Here is a 13,806-nt window from a genome sequence, read left to right as displayed (position 1 = left end):
ATTCACGAGATTACTCGACACCTGGCCGAGTCAGTTACCCCGAGACTGGTTTTCCAGGTCGCCCAGCCCCCTAGTAACCCGAATTACTTCTTATTCATTGCCTTCGCGCGAGAACGGGCGCGAGCGCGATCGGTGGCGCTGAGGATCTGCTTGCGTACGCGAATGCCCTCCGGGGTGACCTCAACACACTCGTCAGCGCCACAGAACTCCATAGCCTCATCGAGGGAGAGCTTGTGAGCCTTCTCCAGGGTCACGGTCGCATCAGCCGAGGCTGCGCGCATATTCGTCAGCTTCTTTTCCTTGGTGATGTTGATGTCCATGTCCTCATCACGCGGATTCTGGCCAACGACCATGCCCTCATAGGCCTGGTCACCCGGCTCGACGAAGAAAGTACCGCGGTCAGAAAGCTGGATCAGCGCGTAAGCGGTGATCTGGCCGGTACGGTCAGCCACCAGCGAACCAGTCGGGCGGTCCTTAATCTCGCCTGCCCACTCGCCATAACCTGCCGAGTAGTGGTTGGCGATACCGGTGCCCTTGGTCTCCGTCATGAAAGTGGTGCGGAAGCCAATCAGACCGCGGGACGGAATGAGGAACTCCATGCGCACCCAACCGGTGCCCTGGTTACCCATCTGTTCCATGCGTCCCTTACGAGCCGCCATCAGCTGGGTGACCGCACCCAGGTGCTCTTCTGGAACATCGATGGTCAAGTGCTCGTACGGCTCTTCAACCTTGCCATCGACGGTCTTGGTCACAACCTGCGGCTTACCGACGGTCAGCTCAAAGCCTTCACGGCGCATGGTTTCAACCAGGACGGACAGCGCCATTTCACCACGGCCCTGCACCTCCCAGGCATCCGGGCGTTCGGTCGGCAGCACGCGCAGCGAGACGTTACCGATCAGCTCCTGGTCCAGGCGGGCCTTGACCATACGAGCGGTCAGCTTATCGCCACCACCCTGGCCTGCCAGTGGCGAGGTGTTCACACCGATCGTCATGGAGATTGCCGGCTCATCGACCAGAATGCGTGGCAGCGGATCCGGGTGCTCAGCATCACAGAGAGAGTCACCGATCATGACCTCATCGATACCGGAGATAGCAGCGATGTCACCTGCAATGGCCTCTTCAGCAGGAACACGGGTCACACCGACGGTACGCAACAGCTCCGCGACCTTCGCGTTCTTGATGTGCTCATTGCCATCAGAGTCATAGTGAATCCACGAAATCTGCTGTCCCTTGCGGATACGGCCCTTGTGAATACGAATCAGGCCAATTCGACCAAGGAAGGAGCTGGAGTCCAGGTTAGTAACCTGCGCCTGCAGCGGGGCATCAATCTCAGCGGACGGCTCCGGGAGCACCTCGGTGATGACGTCGAACAGCGGCTGCAGGTTCTCAGACTCCGGCAAGTTGCCGTTACCCGGGTTCTCCGTCGAAGCCTTACCGGCACGACCGGAAGCATAGAGAACCGGCAGCTCAAGGTTGCGCTCTGCGACCTCAGCAGCTTCCGGGTCTTCCAGGGTAGAGGCTAGCTCTAGCAGCAGATCCTGGGCTTCCTCAACAACCTCGTCGATACGCGCATCTGGACGGTCGGTCTTGTTGACCACAATGATGACTGGCATGGACGCAGCCAGGGCCTTGCCCAGCACGAAGCGAGTCTGTGGCAACGGACCTTCGGAAGAGTCAATCAGCAGCACGACGCCGTCAACCATGGACAGCGCTCGCTCCACCTCACCACCGAAGTCGGCGTGGCCAGGGGTGTCAATGACGTTGATGATGAGATCTTCGCCGTTCTTGCCCTCACCTTTTCGGCGAATAGCGGTGTTCTTCGCCAAGATGGTGATGCCCTTTTCCTTTTCAAGGTCACCAGAGTCCATCACTCGGTCTGCAACTTCTTCGTGGTCGCTGAAAACGCCGGACTGCTCCAGCATGGCGTTCACGAGAGTGGTCTTGCCATGGTCGACGTGCGCGACAATGGCGACATTACGGAACTCGGTATCGCTCACAGGCGGATAGCTCCTAACAAGCTAAGAGGACTAAAAGAAAAAGATACGGCCTTGCCCTAAAGGACTGTCTTTGTGACTGTCTTTAACGCCCCGCATCAACGCGTAATAAAGCGTTCTACAGTGTACTCCTTCTTAATGGCCCTGCACATCTGGCAGAGCTTCTCGCAACCCCGAGCACCTATCCGTCATGCAAAGTGGCATTGCCGCGCCGCCCCTAGGCATAAATTACCCCCTTGCTGCACCCCCGCTTTACCGACAGCCATAACGGCATATCCACCCACACCACAACGCTTCACGACGGCAATCTCTCAGCCCACCATGTGATAGATGTGACCAAATGCCATAGTTGTAACCCCACGGGATGAGACTTGACTCCACCCGCTTACACGCTGCGAAACGCCATTAACCTCATAAGCATGCAGTGTGCCTCAATTGTCACAATCATCTCTTTCTACACCTTTATCCACTCTGATTGACTTGCGACACGCGGGAACCCGTGCGTTAATCTCCTGAGAAGATTCTGAACATTTCTTTTTCAAATCTTTCCAATTCACGTTGGAGTCGTTCTAAGATGAGCAACGATTCCGAAATTTTGATTCCGACTCCAATAGCCCACGAATGAGAGGTACTTCACCGTGGTTTCGACTGGACGCTCCTTCCTTCGCCGTGCCGCAGCGACCTTGGGTGCAGCTGCAATTCTCACTGCGGGCATGACTCCCGCCGCTTCTGCTTCCCCCTCGCTGGACTCCCTGAACATCGCTTCGCCGGATCTTTACGGCAACGCGCGCGACATCATTAACTCCCCAGGCGTTCCTGAGGAAATTTCAAGCGCGCTGAACAAGGGAATTGACTTCCTGACTGGTGAGGGCGACGGCGAGCCGGGCTTCAAGGTTCCGGAAGGCGCCCCGAAGACCAACCAGTTCCTGCTGCCGACCGTGGCTGACAAGTGCATCGGTGGCGAAAGCCGCTCCATCGGTATGGCCACCTCCGTTCCGGGTCCGGCTGACCTGCCGCTGCCTGGCGTTCCGGAGAACCAGCTTGGCTTCGTCTTCACTGGCCTGGGCACCAAGCAGCTGGCTAAGGAACAGAACACCGAGATGAACGTCTACTGGGTCAACGTTGCCAACGGCAAGTACGGCAAGACCACCCTGCAGAACAACGGTATTAACGCCGAGGAGGGCCCGGGCGCTGTCAACGGCACCGCTGACACGGGCAAGGGCTTGGTCATCGCTGTCATGCAGGGCGGTATCACCACTCAGGAAGAGCCTGGTCCGACCAACTGCAGCTACACCCCGACCGCCGGTGTCTTCCCGGTCGGCCTGAACTAAGTTTTTCTAGTTCTCCCCTAGCCCTTTTTGCATCACGTATGCAGAAAGGGCTTTTCTATGCCCAAAAAGGCAGCACCCACACGTTAAGGTATTCGCATGTCCACTTCACCGGCCACTTCGGCTTCGACCGCGGCAGCTCCTGCACTCTCCCCGATTCACTCGAGTCAGGACACACATCCTCCAAAAGTCGAGACCTTTGACCTACGTGAAATGGTGAACACCGACCCCAAGGGCTTTCAGCGCAAAGTCGACGAGTTTCGAACTCTCACGCCCAGCCGCCTCTATATGCGCCGTGGGATGGATCATCCAAAGTTTGGATATCTTGAGTCATTCCTGCTTGCCGACGAGGGGTTGCGCATCAGCATTTATCACTTCCGCCCGGGCGTGAAGGTGGAACACCAACGCTACGTCGATATTGTCAGCATCGACCGGACTGATCCGCAGTGCTGGCGTATGACCGATTTGTATCTCGACATCCTGCAGGCACCGACCGCCCCTGCGGCCATAGCTCCCCTACCTGTCGATGCGGCCACACAGATTCGAGTTGAAGATGTCGACGAGCTCGTCGCGGCCCACACTCAGGGACTGATTAGCGATGAACTCACCGAACTCGCTATCGAGACCACGCTGACTGCACGCGCCGCAATCGCTGCACACGGTGACAACATTGATGCGTGGATGCAGACTTTGAACCTCGAAGCGACGTGGGCTGACGCTGTTGAGCTTTCGCCTGCAGCCTAGAACTACCACCTCAACAAAGGAGTACCGTTCGTGTTCGACAACTTAACCGGCCCCATCCCTCCCGCCGGCCCTGATGGCAATGCGATTATCAAAGCCGTCCGAGCAGCATTTACCTCCTACTTTGAAGAGTCCAACCCCGGCGAAGCCCAGCTGACCTTCCTCGGCTCTGCTCCGCTGAAGATGCTGCGCTTCGGACCTGACACAGGCCGGATTGTCACCTACGCAACACTCGGTTGCAGTGCCGAGACAATGCAAGATCCGTCCGCAATGGTGGTGGACACCAACTCTGGTCCGCGTGCCGAGCTCATCTTGCCTATTCGTGGTGGTCTGGACGAAGTCATCCGCCCGCTGGGTATTCTTGCCGCTTCCCCAAGCATCGAAGGCCTCATCCTCACCGAGGGTGCACTTATCGACTTCGGCCAGCCACTGTGGGATCAATCGCGCTTCACCGGTTTTGTGCTGCTCAAGGCAGAAATCCCGCCGGTCGTGGTAGAGGAAACCGAAGTCACGATCTTCCAGCCAGTCCCGGCCACAACCAACGAATTTGCCCTTGCTCGCGCTAAGGGCGTTGACGAACTGCGTCGCGTGTGGGAAACCCAAGGTGTCGACTTCACCGACCCGTACCGCACCAGCGCTGTATAAAAGTTAGCTTTTTCGACGGTTGCCGATTATCTGCTCGTCGGCAAGCGATAAGTGCAACCTAGCAGTGACGTTTCGCGCCGAGACAGCGTGGTTTAGAGTGTGGAGTTATGGCAGTCAATTCGGCTAAAGACGTTCCTTACCATGCGGCGCAGTCCTTTAGGTGGTGGCGGCTGGCGGTATATTCTTACGTCCCGGCGCTACTCCTCACCGTGGTCAGTTCCCTATTGAAATGGGATGCGACTGTTACGGAAGCGGCGAAGGTCAACAACATCGAGATTTCTGCTGCTCAGACCAGCTTGGCTGTGAGCTTCGCGTTTGCGATTATCGCGCAGACGGCAACGGCGATTGCGTGCTGGTGGCTTGCTGGCAAACTCCTTGAAGGATCGACTGCAGCGCGCACGGTGCTGTCCGTGGCAGCGGCAGTTTTTGTCATTAATGCATCAATGACTCTGGTCGGAACGATTTCCCAGTTGCGCTCCGGAGACTCATCGGTGCTCGGTTTGATTACAGCTGGCCTGCTGATTGTTGCCTCTATCATCGCCGCAACTGCAACCGTCCAGTCCTACCGTGGCGAGCGAAACCAGAAGTTCTTTGTGACGACGTAGGCAGCTCTTAGTGACTCGGCGGCTTCGCGGATGAGAGCAGCGCTGTTGGCAACCACAACCCAGCTTTCGCCCCTGACCTCCAACCCACTCTGGCAATCGTTGTAGCTACCTGTGCTTGGTTGGCGAAATGAGGGTGTGATTAGCGAGGCTGATGCGTGCGGCTGCTGGCGAGCTGGTGGATGGTGTGGTGCCGGACTCGTGCGGGACGGCCGAAAACCTGGGGTTAAGAGACAAACCTAACCCCGGCCACACGCCGACCGGACATGCTTCTTGCTACTTATCCCAAAAACTTACGGGCTGCAAATGTGAAACTGTGCGAGTTTATGACATTTTGAAGCCGTTTTTCGGGCCATTTTTGTCATAGACGCAGTCAGTAACTCGCATTGGCTCGCGGTCGCCAAACATAAACGCAGTCAGTAACTCGCATTGGGGTTAATAGACAAATTCTGGGTGATGTGGTGGCGTGAAAAAAGCCCCCGCCTTGATAGCGAGGGCTTAGCGTTTGCACTGGTGACTAGCGCTTCTGAGCGTCTGCGAGAATCTGGCGACCTGCGACCATGCGGCAAATCTGGTTGGTGCCCTCGTAGATCTGGGTGATCTTGGCGTCACGCATCATGCGCTCAACCGGGAAGTCACGGGTGAAGCCGTAACCACCGAGCAGCTGCACAGCGTCAGTGGTGACCTGCATAGCAACGTCGGAGGCGAAAGCCTTGGCGTTTGCGGCCATCATGCCCAGGCGAGCGCCGCCCTCAGCAGTGCCACGCTCAGCGTTAGCGGCTGCGGTGTAGACCATGAGACGAGCAGCGTCAATCTTCATACGCATGTCAGCCAGCATGAACTGGGTGTTCTGGAAAGCAGCAATCGGCTTGCCGAACTGCTGACGCTCCTGCACGTAACCAACGGCGTAGTCGTAAGCACCCTGCGCAATACCCAGTGCCTGTGCACCAATGGTCGGGCGGGTGTGGTCCAGGGTCTCCAGGGCGGTCTTGAAACCAGTGCCCTCTTCACCGATGATGCGGTCAGCCGGGATACGGCAGTTTTCGAAGTACAGCTCCGCGGTCGGGGAGCCCTTGATGCCCAGCTTGTGCTCCAGGCCACCGACGCGGAAGCCCTCGTCGTCCTTGTGAACCATGAATGCGGAGATGCCGTTGGCACCCTTCTCCGGGTCGGTGACAGCCATGACGGTGTACCAAGTGGAGCGGCCACCGTTGGTGATGAAGCACTTGGAGCCGTTGAGGACCCACTCATCGCCCTCACGGACAGCGCGGGTCTTCATGGACCCGGCATCCGAACCAGCCTCGCGCTCAGTCAGCGCGTAGGAAGCCATTTCACCGTTGGCGATGTCCGGCAGGACCTTGCTCTTCAGCTCGTCGGAGCCCTTGAGGATCAGGCCCATGGTGCCCAGCTTGTTCACAGCCGGGATAAGGGAGGACGAGCCACAGACGCGAGCAACTTCCTCAATGACGATGCAGGCCGCAACCGAGTCCGCACCCTGACCACCGAACTGCTCCGGCACGTGGACGGCGTTGAAGCCAGCCTCGTTGAGAGCCTTCAGGGCCTCCTCCGGGAAACGCTCATTCTCATCGACGTCCGCTGCGTACGGAGCAATCTGCTTCTCCGCCAGATCACGGATAACGGCGCGGAGCTCCTGGTGCTCCTCTGGCAGCTGGAACAGGTCGAATCCTGGGGTCAAAGCCATGTGGGTGTTCCTCCCGATTTAATGATTCCGATGTCGTGTTCGATATCGCGCTCTACGCATTTCTACGTAGCACTATCACCGCACGACGTAATTATCTTCGTTTGATACTAATGGCTAACACTTTGTTGCACCCGCGAAATTCGTAAAATTCTCGCGTTGCCGCGCGGCGCCCACAGAATAAACTGCGCTAGGAATTCTCGCAGCAGCGATGTCGCCCAGTACCTTAACGGCGTATAGGCTCCGACGACACACCAGGATTCCAGCCCCCGTTCGCGCACGAGCTTCGCTACCCGTGGCGCATGAAAATCACTGGTCACAACAACTGTTCCAGCGCTCAACGCACCGTCCATGCCGCGCATCAACTCGCACGCATAGTCAATGTTTTCCGACGTATTCGTCGATTGGTCCTCGGCAATCAACTCGATGTCGCCACGCTTTACGACGTCCCCAGCGTTCGCCTCCAACCACTCCGCCATGGCATCCGCTTCGGAACTGATGGCATCTGTCACCGCTTCACTGCCGCGCCCACCGGAGCAGATGATTCGCTCGGTGCGCTCATCACACGCTGCTACTGCCCGCTGCAATCTTTTGGCCAGCAGGGCCGAGGGCCGATTGTTCTTCAATGCGCATCCCAGCACAATCACGGTGTGTGGCGGTACAGTTGGCTTTTTGGCAGCACATCGAAGGCGAACGGCCTCGAAAACTATCGCTGCGGCTCCTGGTACTGCGAGGCCGGCGAGCAGGGGCGTCGTCAAGCGATGCGATGCGCGGGCGTAATAGGCGCGGTAGCTGGCCAGCGTCCACGCGGCACCGACTGCGGGAAGAACCCACCGTGGAGGTCTGCGATTGGGCAGGCGTGGTGGGCGTAGCTCCGAACTAGCGGCGACACGTAGTCCGCCGACGAGGAGCATGGAACCGAAGCCTGCACCGAGGCACGCGAGCGTTTTTCTCATCAGAGCTTCCACGTTAACTGTTCTGGGACGTTGATAGTCCAGTCGACGAGCTGTTGCGGATTGTGCTTGGCCATGTGCTGAGATTCCTGCTCGGCCCACATGTCCCAGTGTTCCTCGAAGTGGTCGTCGCGAGCCATGGCGCGGGCAAAGCGAGTCTGCGTGTCCAGCTCTACCCAGACTCCCCACGCGTTGCCGTCGCCGATGGCACGGGCAGCGGCAAGATTAGCTTCAGTGACAGCGCCGCAGCCTTCGACGATGAGAGAGCAGTCCGGTGGCGTCGGCACCCACTCAGCGAATTCGCCGGCGTACCAGTCCCAACGGCGATAACCACGCTCATCGGCCGGTAGCGCGGGGTTCAAAATGGTCTCCGCGACTGCGGCCGATGCTTTGTGCAGGCCGGACCAGCCCGGATAGACATCCTCCAAGTGGATAACTGGCCAGCCGAGGATACTGTGCAACTTTGCCGAAAAGGTGGTTTTGCCACTGCCGGAACGGCCGTCGATAAGCAGAATCATCGTGATCGAAACGCCTTTACTACGCCACGCCCAGGAAGCGGAACTCCCCGGCCCACACGGAAATACCGATTGCTGCGACGGCGATGGCGAGGCAGGCAGCCATGGTGACATAGTCACGCGCGGCCAATGTCGAGGTGTGCCACCACGTACGCTTAATCGGCGCGCCAAAACCGCGGGCTTCCATGGCGGTAGCCAGCTTGGTGCCGCGGCGCAGCGCAAACACCAGCAGAGCGAACACCTGGGAAATAGTGCGGCGGATTGCGCCGTGGTCACCCAAACCGCGTGCGCGACGGGCTCGGGTCAGCGCCTGCCAATCACTGATGAACAGACCGACGAGCCGCAGACTCGCCACCGTTGCCAGCACAAACCGGCTGGGCAGCTTGAGAACCTGCGCCAGCCCATTGCCCAGATCGGTGGGATCGATATTAGCTGTCAGCACGATAACTGGAGTACCGATAGCCAGCACACGCAACATGATCGCGATGGCCAGGGAAATGGAATTATCCGTCACATGCGCAAGCAGAAAGGAGAAATACTCTTTGCCCTCCGGGTTGCCGTAGAGCGCCATCGAGATGCCCGAGATGGGCGCGGCGATGAGAAGCGGCAGGCTGCGTCCTAGAAAACGACGAAAACCCAAACCCGACAGTGGCACCAAGAAAAGCGTGCAGACAATTGCCACCACTGCGGAGACCCAGTCGATGGAAATCAGCAGCGGTGTGGTGAGCAAGAATAGGCCCAGAACTCTCGCCACCGGGTTGACCGTCGCGAGGAAAGGCTGCTTGCTCTGCTCGGCGCTCTGCGTACCTTCAGCCGTACCGGCGGAACCGACTTCAGTCACGATTTCCCTCCTACTTCGCCCTGGCCGCGCGAACCGCTATTGCTGCTAGGACCGGCCTGCTCCCCCGAACCACGCTGTCCCGGCGCCACACGGCCTGACCGCTCCGGATGAAACGCATCCATGTCGACGACGTAGTCCCCCATTGCTTGGACCACCAACGGATCGTGGGTAATCGAAATAACAGTTCGACCGTCGTCTGCAAGTTGGCGAAGCAAAGTGAGCAGCTCGGTGAATGTCCGGCGGTCTTGGCCGAAGGTCGGTTCGTCGAGAAGCACAATATCCGGCGCTGTCGCCAGCATGGTCGCCACCGACAGACGTCGCTTCTCACCGCCGGAAAGCGAGAATGGATTCGCCTTGGTCAGGGCGGTTAGTCGCAGCCGCTCAAGTAATTCCTCGATGCGCTGATCAGTGTTGACACCGACAAGCTTGGGGCCAAGCTGCAACTCTTCCAGCACTGTGCCGGTGACGAATTGATGCTCGGGGTCCTGGAATACCGTGCCAATCCGAGTAGCCAACCTCTTCGATGGCCATTTCCACGGCGCGCTACCGCTGCCTGCCACTTGGACCGTGCCCGCCATCGGCTCAAGCAGACCGCCGAGCGTCAGCGCTAACGTGGACTTGCCGCTGCCATTGTGACCAACAATGCAGGTGGAAGCTTGAGATGGGATTGAAATTGATACACCGCGAGCAATCGGTTCAACAGTTTCGCCACCGCTGAACCAGGACTTCTTCGCGCCATAGCCGATGGCCAACTCGCGGGTTTCAATCGCGATGTCACCGCTAGGGTGCCCATCCTGGTCGCAGGCAACGGAACGCGCGTCCGGCAGCGCGGGCGGCGCATTCGGAATCCACACCCCAGCATCCGTCAGAGCCTGCCCGTGGTCTTCCAAGACTCGATGAGGCGCACCATCGGCAATCACACCTTCGCGGCCCAGCACGATGATGCGGTCGACCACATCGACCCACGCATCCACTCGATGCTCGACCACGATCAGCGCCGCACCGGTTCTCTCCGCCGCGGTAATCGCCGCATCGCGCAGTACCGGCACACCGGCCGGATCGATGTTGGCCGTCGGCTCGTCCAAGCAAATGACCCGTGCGCCCATCGCCAGCACACCCGCCAATGCGAGGCGCTGTTTCTGTCCCCCGGAAAGCCGGTGCGTGGGATGGTCCAGCGGCAAATCCAGTCCCACCACATCCAGGCTGGCGCGTACTCGGTTGCCGATCTCAGCCGGGGCAACGCCAAGGTTTTCCGCACCAAAGGCAACATCGTCGCCAACGCGGGCACTAATCGTCTGCGAGTCAGGGTCTTGCAGCACTAAGCCCACCGAGCCCCGTGCGGAAGCGGGAGTACAACCTTCAATCAGGAGCTCTCCGGTGGCTTCGCCATCGGAGTCGTCGCCAAGCACGCCAGCAATAGCGGCAAGCAGCGTCGACTTCCCCACCCCCGACGCGCCGAGCAACAGCACCTTTTCACCACGCTCGACGTCCAGCGTGATGTCATTCAGTACCGCAGCTTTGCGCCCCGCGTGCCGATATCCGAACCCCCGCGCGCTCACCGCAGGGACATTTCCGCTTGACGACGGCCCCCGCGTCAACTCCTCATCTGTCATCGATTTTTCCTAGACGTCGCCGTGCCGCTCTCGCCCGATGGCAAACCGATCCAGCGCTCCAGTTGCCGCCAGTGCCTTAGCCAGGAAGTAAGCCAGCAGACCGGCGAGGACGGCACCAGACAGCGCCGTGGAGATCAGGTAGATGATGTTGAATTCGAAAGTCTTGGCCAGGTTGCCGGTGAAAAACTCATAGGTCCACGCGCCGACACCTGCCATGAGACCGGAGATAACCACGGTGGCCAGGTTGTAGCTCTTATACGCCAGAATGAGGAACACCAGCTCCGCGCCGAGCCCCTGCGCCAAACCTGAGTACACGGTAGGGATACCCCACTGGTTACCGATTAGTGCTGAAACTGTCGCTGCGATTACCTCAACGAAGATAGCGGCACCTGGCTTGCGAATGATGTACGCGCCGAGTGGCCCACCGAGGAACCACATACCCGCGACCAAACCGCCAAGGCCAGGAGTAAGCGCGTTGACTGCTTCATAGCCCGCACCGCCGATGATGTTCCAGATAACAAAAATCAGGCCAACGGCCACGCCGATAACAGCTGCAATGATGATGTCAATATTGCGCCATGAGAAGTTAGCGCGTGCTGCACTCGCCGATTGCGTCATCTCACTTGCTCCCATTTTTTCTTTAACTCGAGCGATATTGCTCAAAAGATTTTGATGTATTCATTAGCGGCATATGGGGCCTGTGCCGACACGCCCTAAGCACTAACTTTTGCCTACCCTACCGCGCCCAGCAGATGGCCTAGATAACATAAGGAACCATGACTAAAGCCGAGCGGTCATCTACTGGAGATACCCCAACTGCCCAAACCCCTCATCCGCCGACAGTCGGCGATGAGAGGACAGCCGCGGATTCCGCAGTGAAAACTGCCGAGTTCCCTGGTGCTGACAACACCGCTGAGCAGGAAAGTTCTCGCCCATACTACATGCCCTCATTGACGTGGGGCGAGAGACTTGACCTGTCTGCGAAGCAGTGGTGGCCACTCATCGGAGTTGTTATTGCGATACAGCTTGTCGCTCGCATTCTGGTTCTGACTAGCCATGGTTTTTACTGGGATGACTTCATCATCGTTGGCCACCTTTACGACACCTCGCTGCTGAGCAAGGACTACCTGCTTCAGGATCACGACGGGCACCTTGCACCACTGGCCTTCCTGGTGCAAGGCCTCTATCACCTCATTGCGCCGTGGAACTGGTGGCTGCCGGCTATCACCATGGCCGTGATGTCGGTAGCGCTGACATACGCCACCACTAAGCTCTTTGAGCTTCTCACTGGCCGCACGCTGGTGTCGCTCTTCCTCATCACGGTCGTCGCCTGGACTCCGCTGATGCTTCCGGGAGACACCTGGTGGTCGGCTGCGGCCAATTCCCAGCCGTTCCACCTGGCATTCGTGGTTTTCATGATTGTCGCTATTCGCACCACTATGCGTCGTTCTTTCGGCCCCCGCCCGTGGGAAGCCGCTGGTCTGTTTGTACTGCTGGCAGTGGCGCTGGGATTCTTTGAGAAGTCCCTGGCTATCGCACCGATTTCGATGCTGGTTGTCATCACTTTGGCTTACATGGAGCGCAGCAATATCCTGCAGGTTCTCCGTCGCGGCCTAGTCATCTGGATCCCATCGATGCTGCTGACCGGCACCTGGGCACTGTGGTACTACTTCGGCCCCGCCGAAACTACCGGCTTCATTTCTGACAAGCTACAGCCCGAACTGTTCTTCAACGGCCTCGGCCAGATTTTTGCCGGCATCATCGGCGGGCCAACAAGCTGGGAACGTTGGGCCCCGGGACAGCCGTTTGCCTCCGCTTCGTCTCAGCTGATTACTCTCGGCGGCATTATTCTGTTGATTCTGTCTGCCACCCTCATTGGCCGCGACTACCGTGGCTGGGCTCCGTGGACGCTATCGGTGGCGTACATGTTCACCACCTTGTTCGCCATCACCCTGTTCCGCTCGGGAGAGAACACCTCCGGCGTGCTGGCGCACACTTTGCACTACTACTCTGATGTCGCGCTCGTAATCGCTATCTGTGTCGCGATCTCCCTGGCGGGACTCCCGCCAAAGGACGAGGCGCCGGCTCTGCTACCGGCTCGTACGCACATTCTGATTTGGTCGCTGGGTGTCGCACTGGCTGTCACCTCCTCGATTTCCGTGGTTACCTACCGCAATGCCTGGTCTGATGACATCGCAATGGAGTGGATCGGCAACACCAAGGCGTCGCTGTCCGCGCTGCGAGAGGAGGCCGACGCCGCTGGCCCCGACAAGGCGATCGACTACAACCTCATTGACCAGCCCGTCCCCTTCGAGATTCTCGTGCCCGTCGCCGCTCCGATGAACATGTACTCGCGCGTGTTTGATGCGGTCGCCGATCGCCCACCATTTGAGCGCGTCACCGGTCACCCACGCATGTTCAATACCGACGGTTCGCTTATCGACGCCAAGGTCTCCAAGATCACCCGGGTCACCGATGGCCCTGTCGAGCAGTGTGGCCATCACATCACAGTTGGTGAGGACGGCACTGCGTCGGAGGACATCAAGCTTGAGAACATCATCAAGCTCGGTGACTGGGTGCTTGAGTTCCCGGCCACCGCCTCTGAGGACATGGATGTGCGCCTGTCGCTACCCAATCCTTTCGAGACTGAAGAGCAAACCCGCGCTGGTTCCACGGTCGTGAAGATGAACAACGATCTGCGGCCACGCTATGCGTACCTCAACGGTGGCGGAAATACTCTCCGTGTCGATGTGGAAAAGGCGACTCCGGGGGCAACGCTATGCATCGGCGCGGGGGCGATTGGCCCCTTGGTTCCCGCAAGCCGTTAAGAATCCTCTAAGATATTGCTTTAAGATAATGTGAGAAAAGTTCATTA

Annotated in this window: 12 protein-coding genes; 5 read left to right on the top strand and 7 right to left on the bottom strand. The window is 58.7% G+C overall.

Going from position 1 to position 13,806, the window contains the following annotated elements:
* Positions 1–83: 83 nt before the first annotated feature.
* Entirely contained in the window at positions 84–1,997 is a 1,914-nt protein-coding gene (gene typA / locus HMPREF2614_RS07485; protein ID WP_038628316.1) for a translational GTPase TypA, read from the bottom strand.
* A 635-nt stretch (positions 1,998–2,632) separates the two neighbouring features.
* Here typA and HMPREF2614_RS07480 point away from each other — a divergent pair.
* The 4 genes from HMPREF2614_RS07480 to HMPREF2614_RS07465 all read left to right on the top strand — a co-directional run bounded on the left by HMPREF2614_RS07480 (position 2,633) and on the right by HMPREF2614_RS07465 (position 5,313).
* Positions 2,633–3,325 carry an Rv1157c family protein gene (locus tag HMPREF2614_RS07480; protein ID WP_038628314.1) on the top strand — a complete coding sequence of 231 codons (693 nt, stop codon included), beginning with the start codon at positions 2,633–2,635 and terminating at the stop codon, positions 3,323–3,325.
* A gap of 96 nt (positions 3,326–3,421) precedes the next feature.
* A complete protein-coding gene (locus HMPREF2614_RS07475) occupies positions 3,422–4,066 on the top strand; it encodes a DUF402 domain-containing protein (protein WP_070560623.1) in 645 nt (214 codons plus the stop codon).
* A 30-nt stretch (positions 4,067–4,096) separates the two neighbouring features.
* Entirely contained in the window at positions 4,097–4,708 is a 612-nt protein-coding gene (locus HMPREF2614_RS07470; protein ID WP_070560622.1) for a suppressor of fused domain protein, read from the top strand.
* Between the two features lie 107 nt (positions 4,709–4,815).
* Positions 4,816–5,313: a hypothetical protein gene (locus tag HMPREF2614_RS07465; RefSeq protein ID WP_070560621.1), complete on the top strand. Its 498-nt coding sequence runs from the start codon at positions 4,816–4,818 to the stop codon at positions 5,311–5,313.
* Positions 5,314–5,827: 514 nt separating this feature from the next.
* Here the strand turns inward: HMPREF2614_RS07465 and HMPREF2614_RS07460 are convergent.
* The 6 genes from HMPREF2614_RS07460 to HMPREF2614_RS07435 all read right to left on the bottom strand — a co-directional run bounded on the left by HMPREF2614_RS07460 (position 5,828) and on the right by HMPREF2614_RS07435 (position 11,549).
* On the bottom strand, positions 5,828–7,012 hold the full coding sequence (locus HMPREF2614_RS07460; RefSeq protein WP_038628303.1) for an acyl-CoA dehydrogenase family protein: 1,185 nt from the start codon (positions 7,010–7,012) through the stop codon (positions 5,828–5,830).
* A 107-nt stretch (positions 7,013–7,119) separates the two neighbouring features.
* Complete coding sequence (locus HMPREF2614_RS07455; protein WP_038628300.1) at positions 7,120–7,965, bottom strand: YdcF family protein; 846 nt, start codon at positions 7,963–7,965, stop codon at positions 7,120–7,122.
* A complete protein-coding gene (locus HMPREF2614_RS07450) occupies positions 7,965–8,480 on the bottom strand; it encodes a nucleoside/nucleotide kinase family protein (protein ID WP_070560620.1) in 516 nt (171 codons plus the stop codon). Before HMPREF2614_RS07450 ends, HMPREF2614_RS07455 begins: the two co-directional genes overlap by 1 nt.
* A 19-nt stretch (positions 8,481–8,499) precedes the next feature.
* Positions 8,500–9,318: an energy-coupling factor transporter transmembrane component T family protein gene (locus HMPREF2614_RS07445; RefSeq protein ID WP_070560619.1), complete on the bottom strand. Its 819-nt coding sequence runs from the start codon at positions 9,316–9,318 to the stop codon at positions 8,500–8,502.
* The gene (locus HMPREF2614_RS07440; RefSeq protein WP_070560618.1) at positions 9,315–10,931 is read right to left on the bottom strand and encodes an ABC transporter ATP-binding protein; all 1,617 of its coding nucleotides are present in this window, start codon (positions 10,929–10,931) and stop codon (positions 9,315–9,317) included. Before HMPREF2614_RS07440 ends, HMPREF2614_RS07445 begins: the two co-directional genes overlap by 4 nt.
* Positions 10,932–10,940: 9 nt before the next feature.
* Positions 10,941–11,549 carry an ECF transporter S component gene (locus tag HMPREF2614_RS07435; protein WP_049180869.1) on the bottom strand — a complete coding sequence of 203 codons (609 nt, stop codon included), beginning with the start codon at positions 11,547–11,549 and terminating at the stop codon, positions 10,941–10,943.
* Positions 11,550–11,707: 158 nt separating this feature from the next.
* Between HMPREF2614_RS07435 and HMPREF2614_RS07430 the strand changes: the two genes are divergently transcribed.
* Entirely contained in the window at positions 11,708–13,759 is a 2,052-nt protein-coding gene (locus HMPREF2614_RS07430) for a DUF2339 domain-containing protein (protein WP_070560617.1), read from the top strand.
* The last annotated feature ends 47 nt before the right edge of the window (positions 13,760–13,806 follow it).

The organism is Corynebacterium sp. HMSC074C11 (genome assembly GCF_001809455.1).
Classification (GTDB): Bacteria; Actinomycetota; Actinomycetes; order Mycobacteriales; family Mycobacteriaceae; genus Corynebacterium; species Corynebacterium amycolatum.
Note: the sequence above shows the minus strand (reverse complement) of the source record. Positions and strands in the feature narration are given on the sequence as shown.

What these genes read in the sequence shown, in the direction of transcription:
- HMPREF2614_RS07450 (WP_070560620.1), bottom strand. Translation starts at nt 8,480, where the DNA reads ATGATTCTGCTTATCGACGGCCGTTCCGGCAGTGGCAAAACCACCTTT.
- HMPREF2614_RS07475 (WP_070560623.1), top strand. Translation starts at nt 3,422, where the DNA reads ATGTCCACTTCACCGGCCACTTCGGCTTCGACCGCGGCAGCTCCTGCA.
- HMPREF2614_RS07430 (WP_070560617.1), top strand. Translation starts at nt 11,708, where the DNA reads ATGACTAAAGCCGAGCGGTCATCTACTGGAGATACCCCAACTGCCCAA.
- HMPREF2614_RS07455 (WP_038628300.1), bottom strand. Translation starts at nt 7,965, where the DNA reads ATGAGAAAAACGCTCGCGTGCCTCGGTGCAGGCTTCGGTTCCATGCTC.
- HMPREF2614_RS07465 (WP_070560621.1), top strand. Translation starts at nt 4,816, where the DNA reads ATGGCAGTCAATTCGGCTAAAGACGTTCCTTACCATGCGGCGCAGTCC.
- HMPREF2614_RS07460 (WP_038628303.1), bottom strand. Translation starts at nt 7,012, where the DNA reads ATGGCTTTGACCCCAGGATTCGACCTGTTCCAGCTGCCAGAGGAGCAC.
- HMPREF2614_RS07435 (WP_049180869.1), bottom strand. Translation starts at nt 11,549, where the DNA reads ATGACGCAATCGGCGAGTGCAGCACGCGCTAACTTCTCATGGCGCAAT.
- HMPREF2614_RS07440 (WP_070560618.1), bottom strand. Translation starts at nt 10,931, where the DNA reads ATGACAGATGAGGAGTTGACGCGGGGGCCGTCGTCAAGCGGAAATGTC.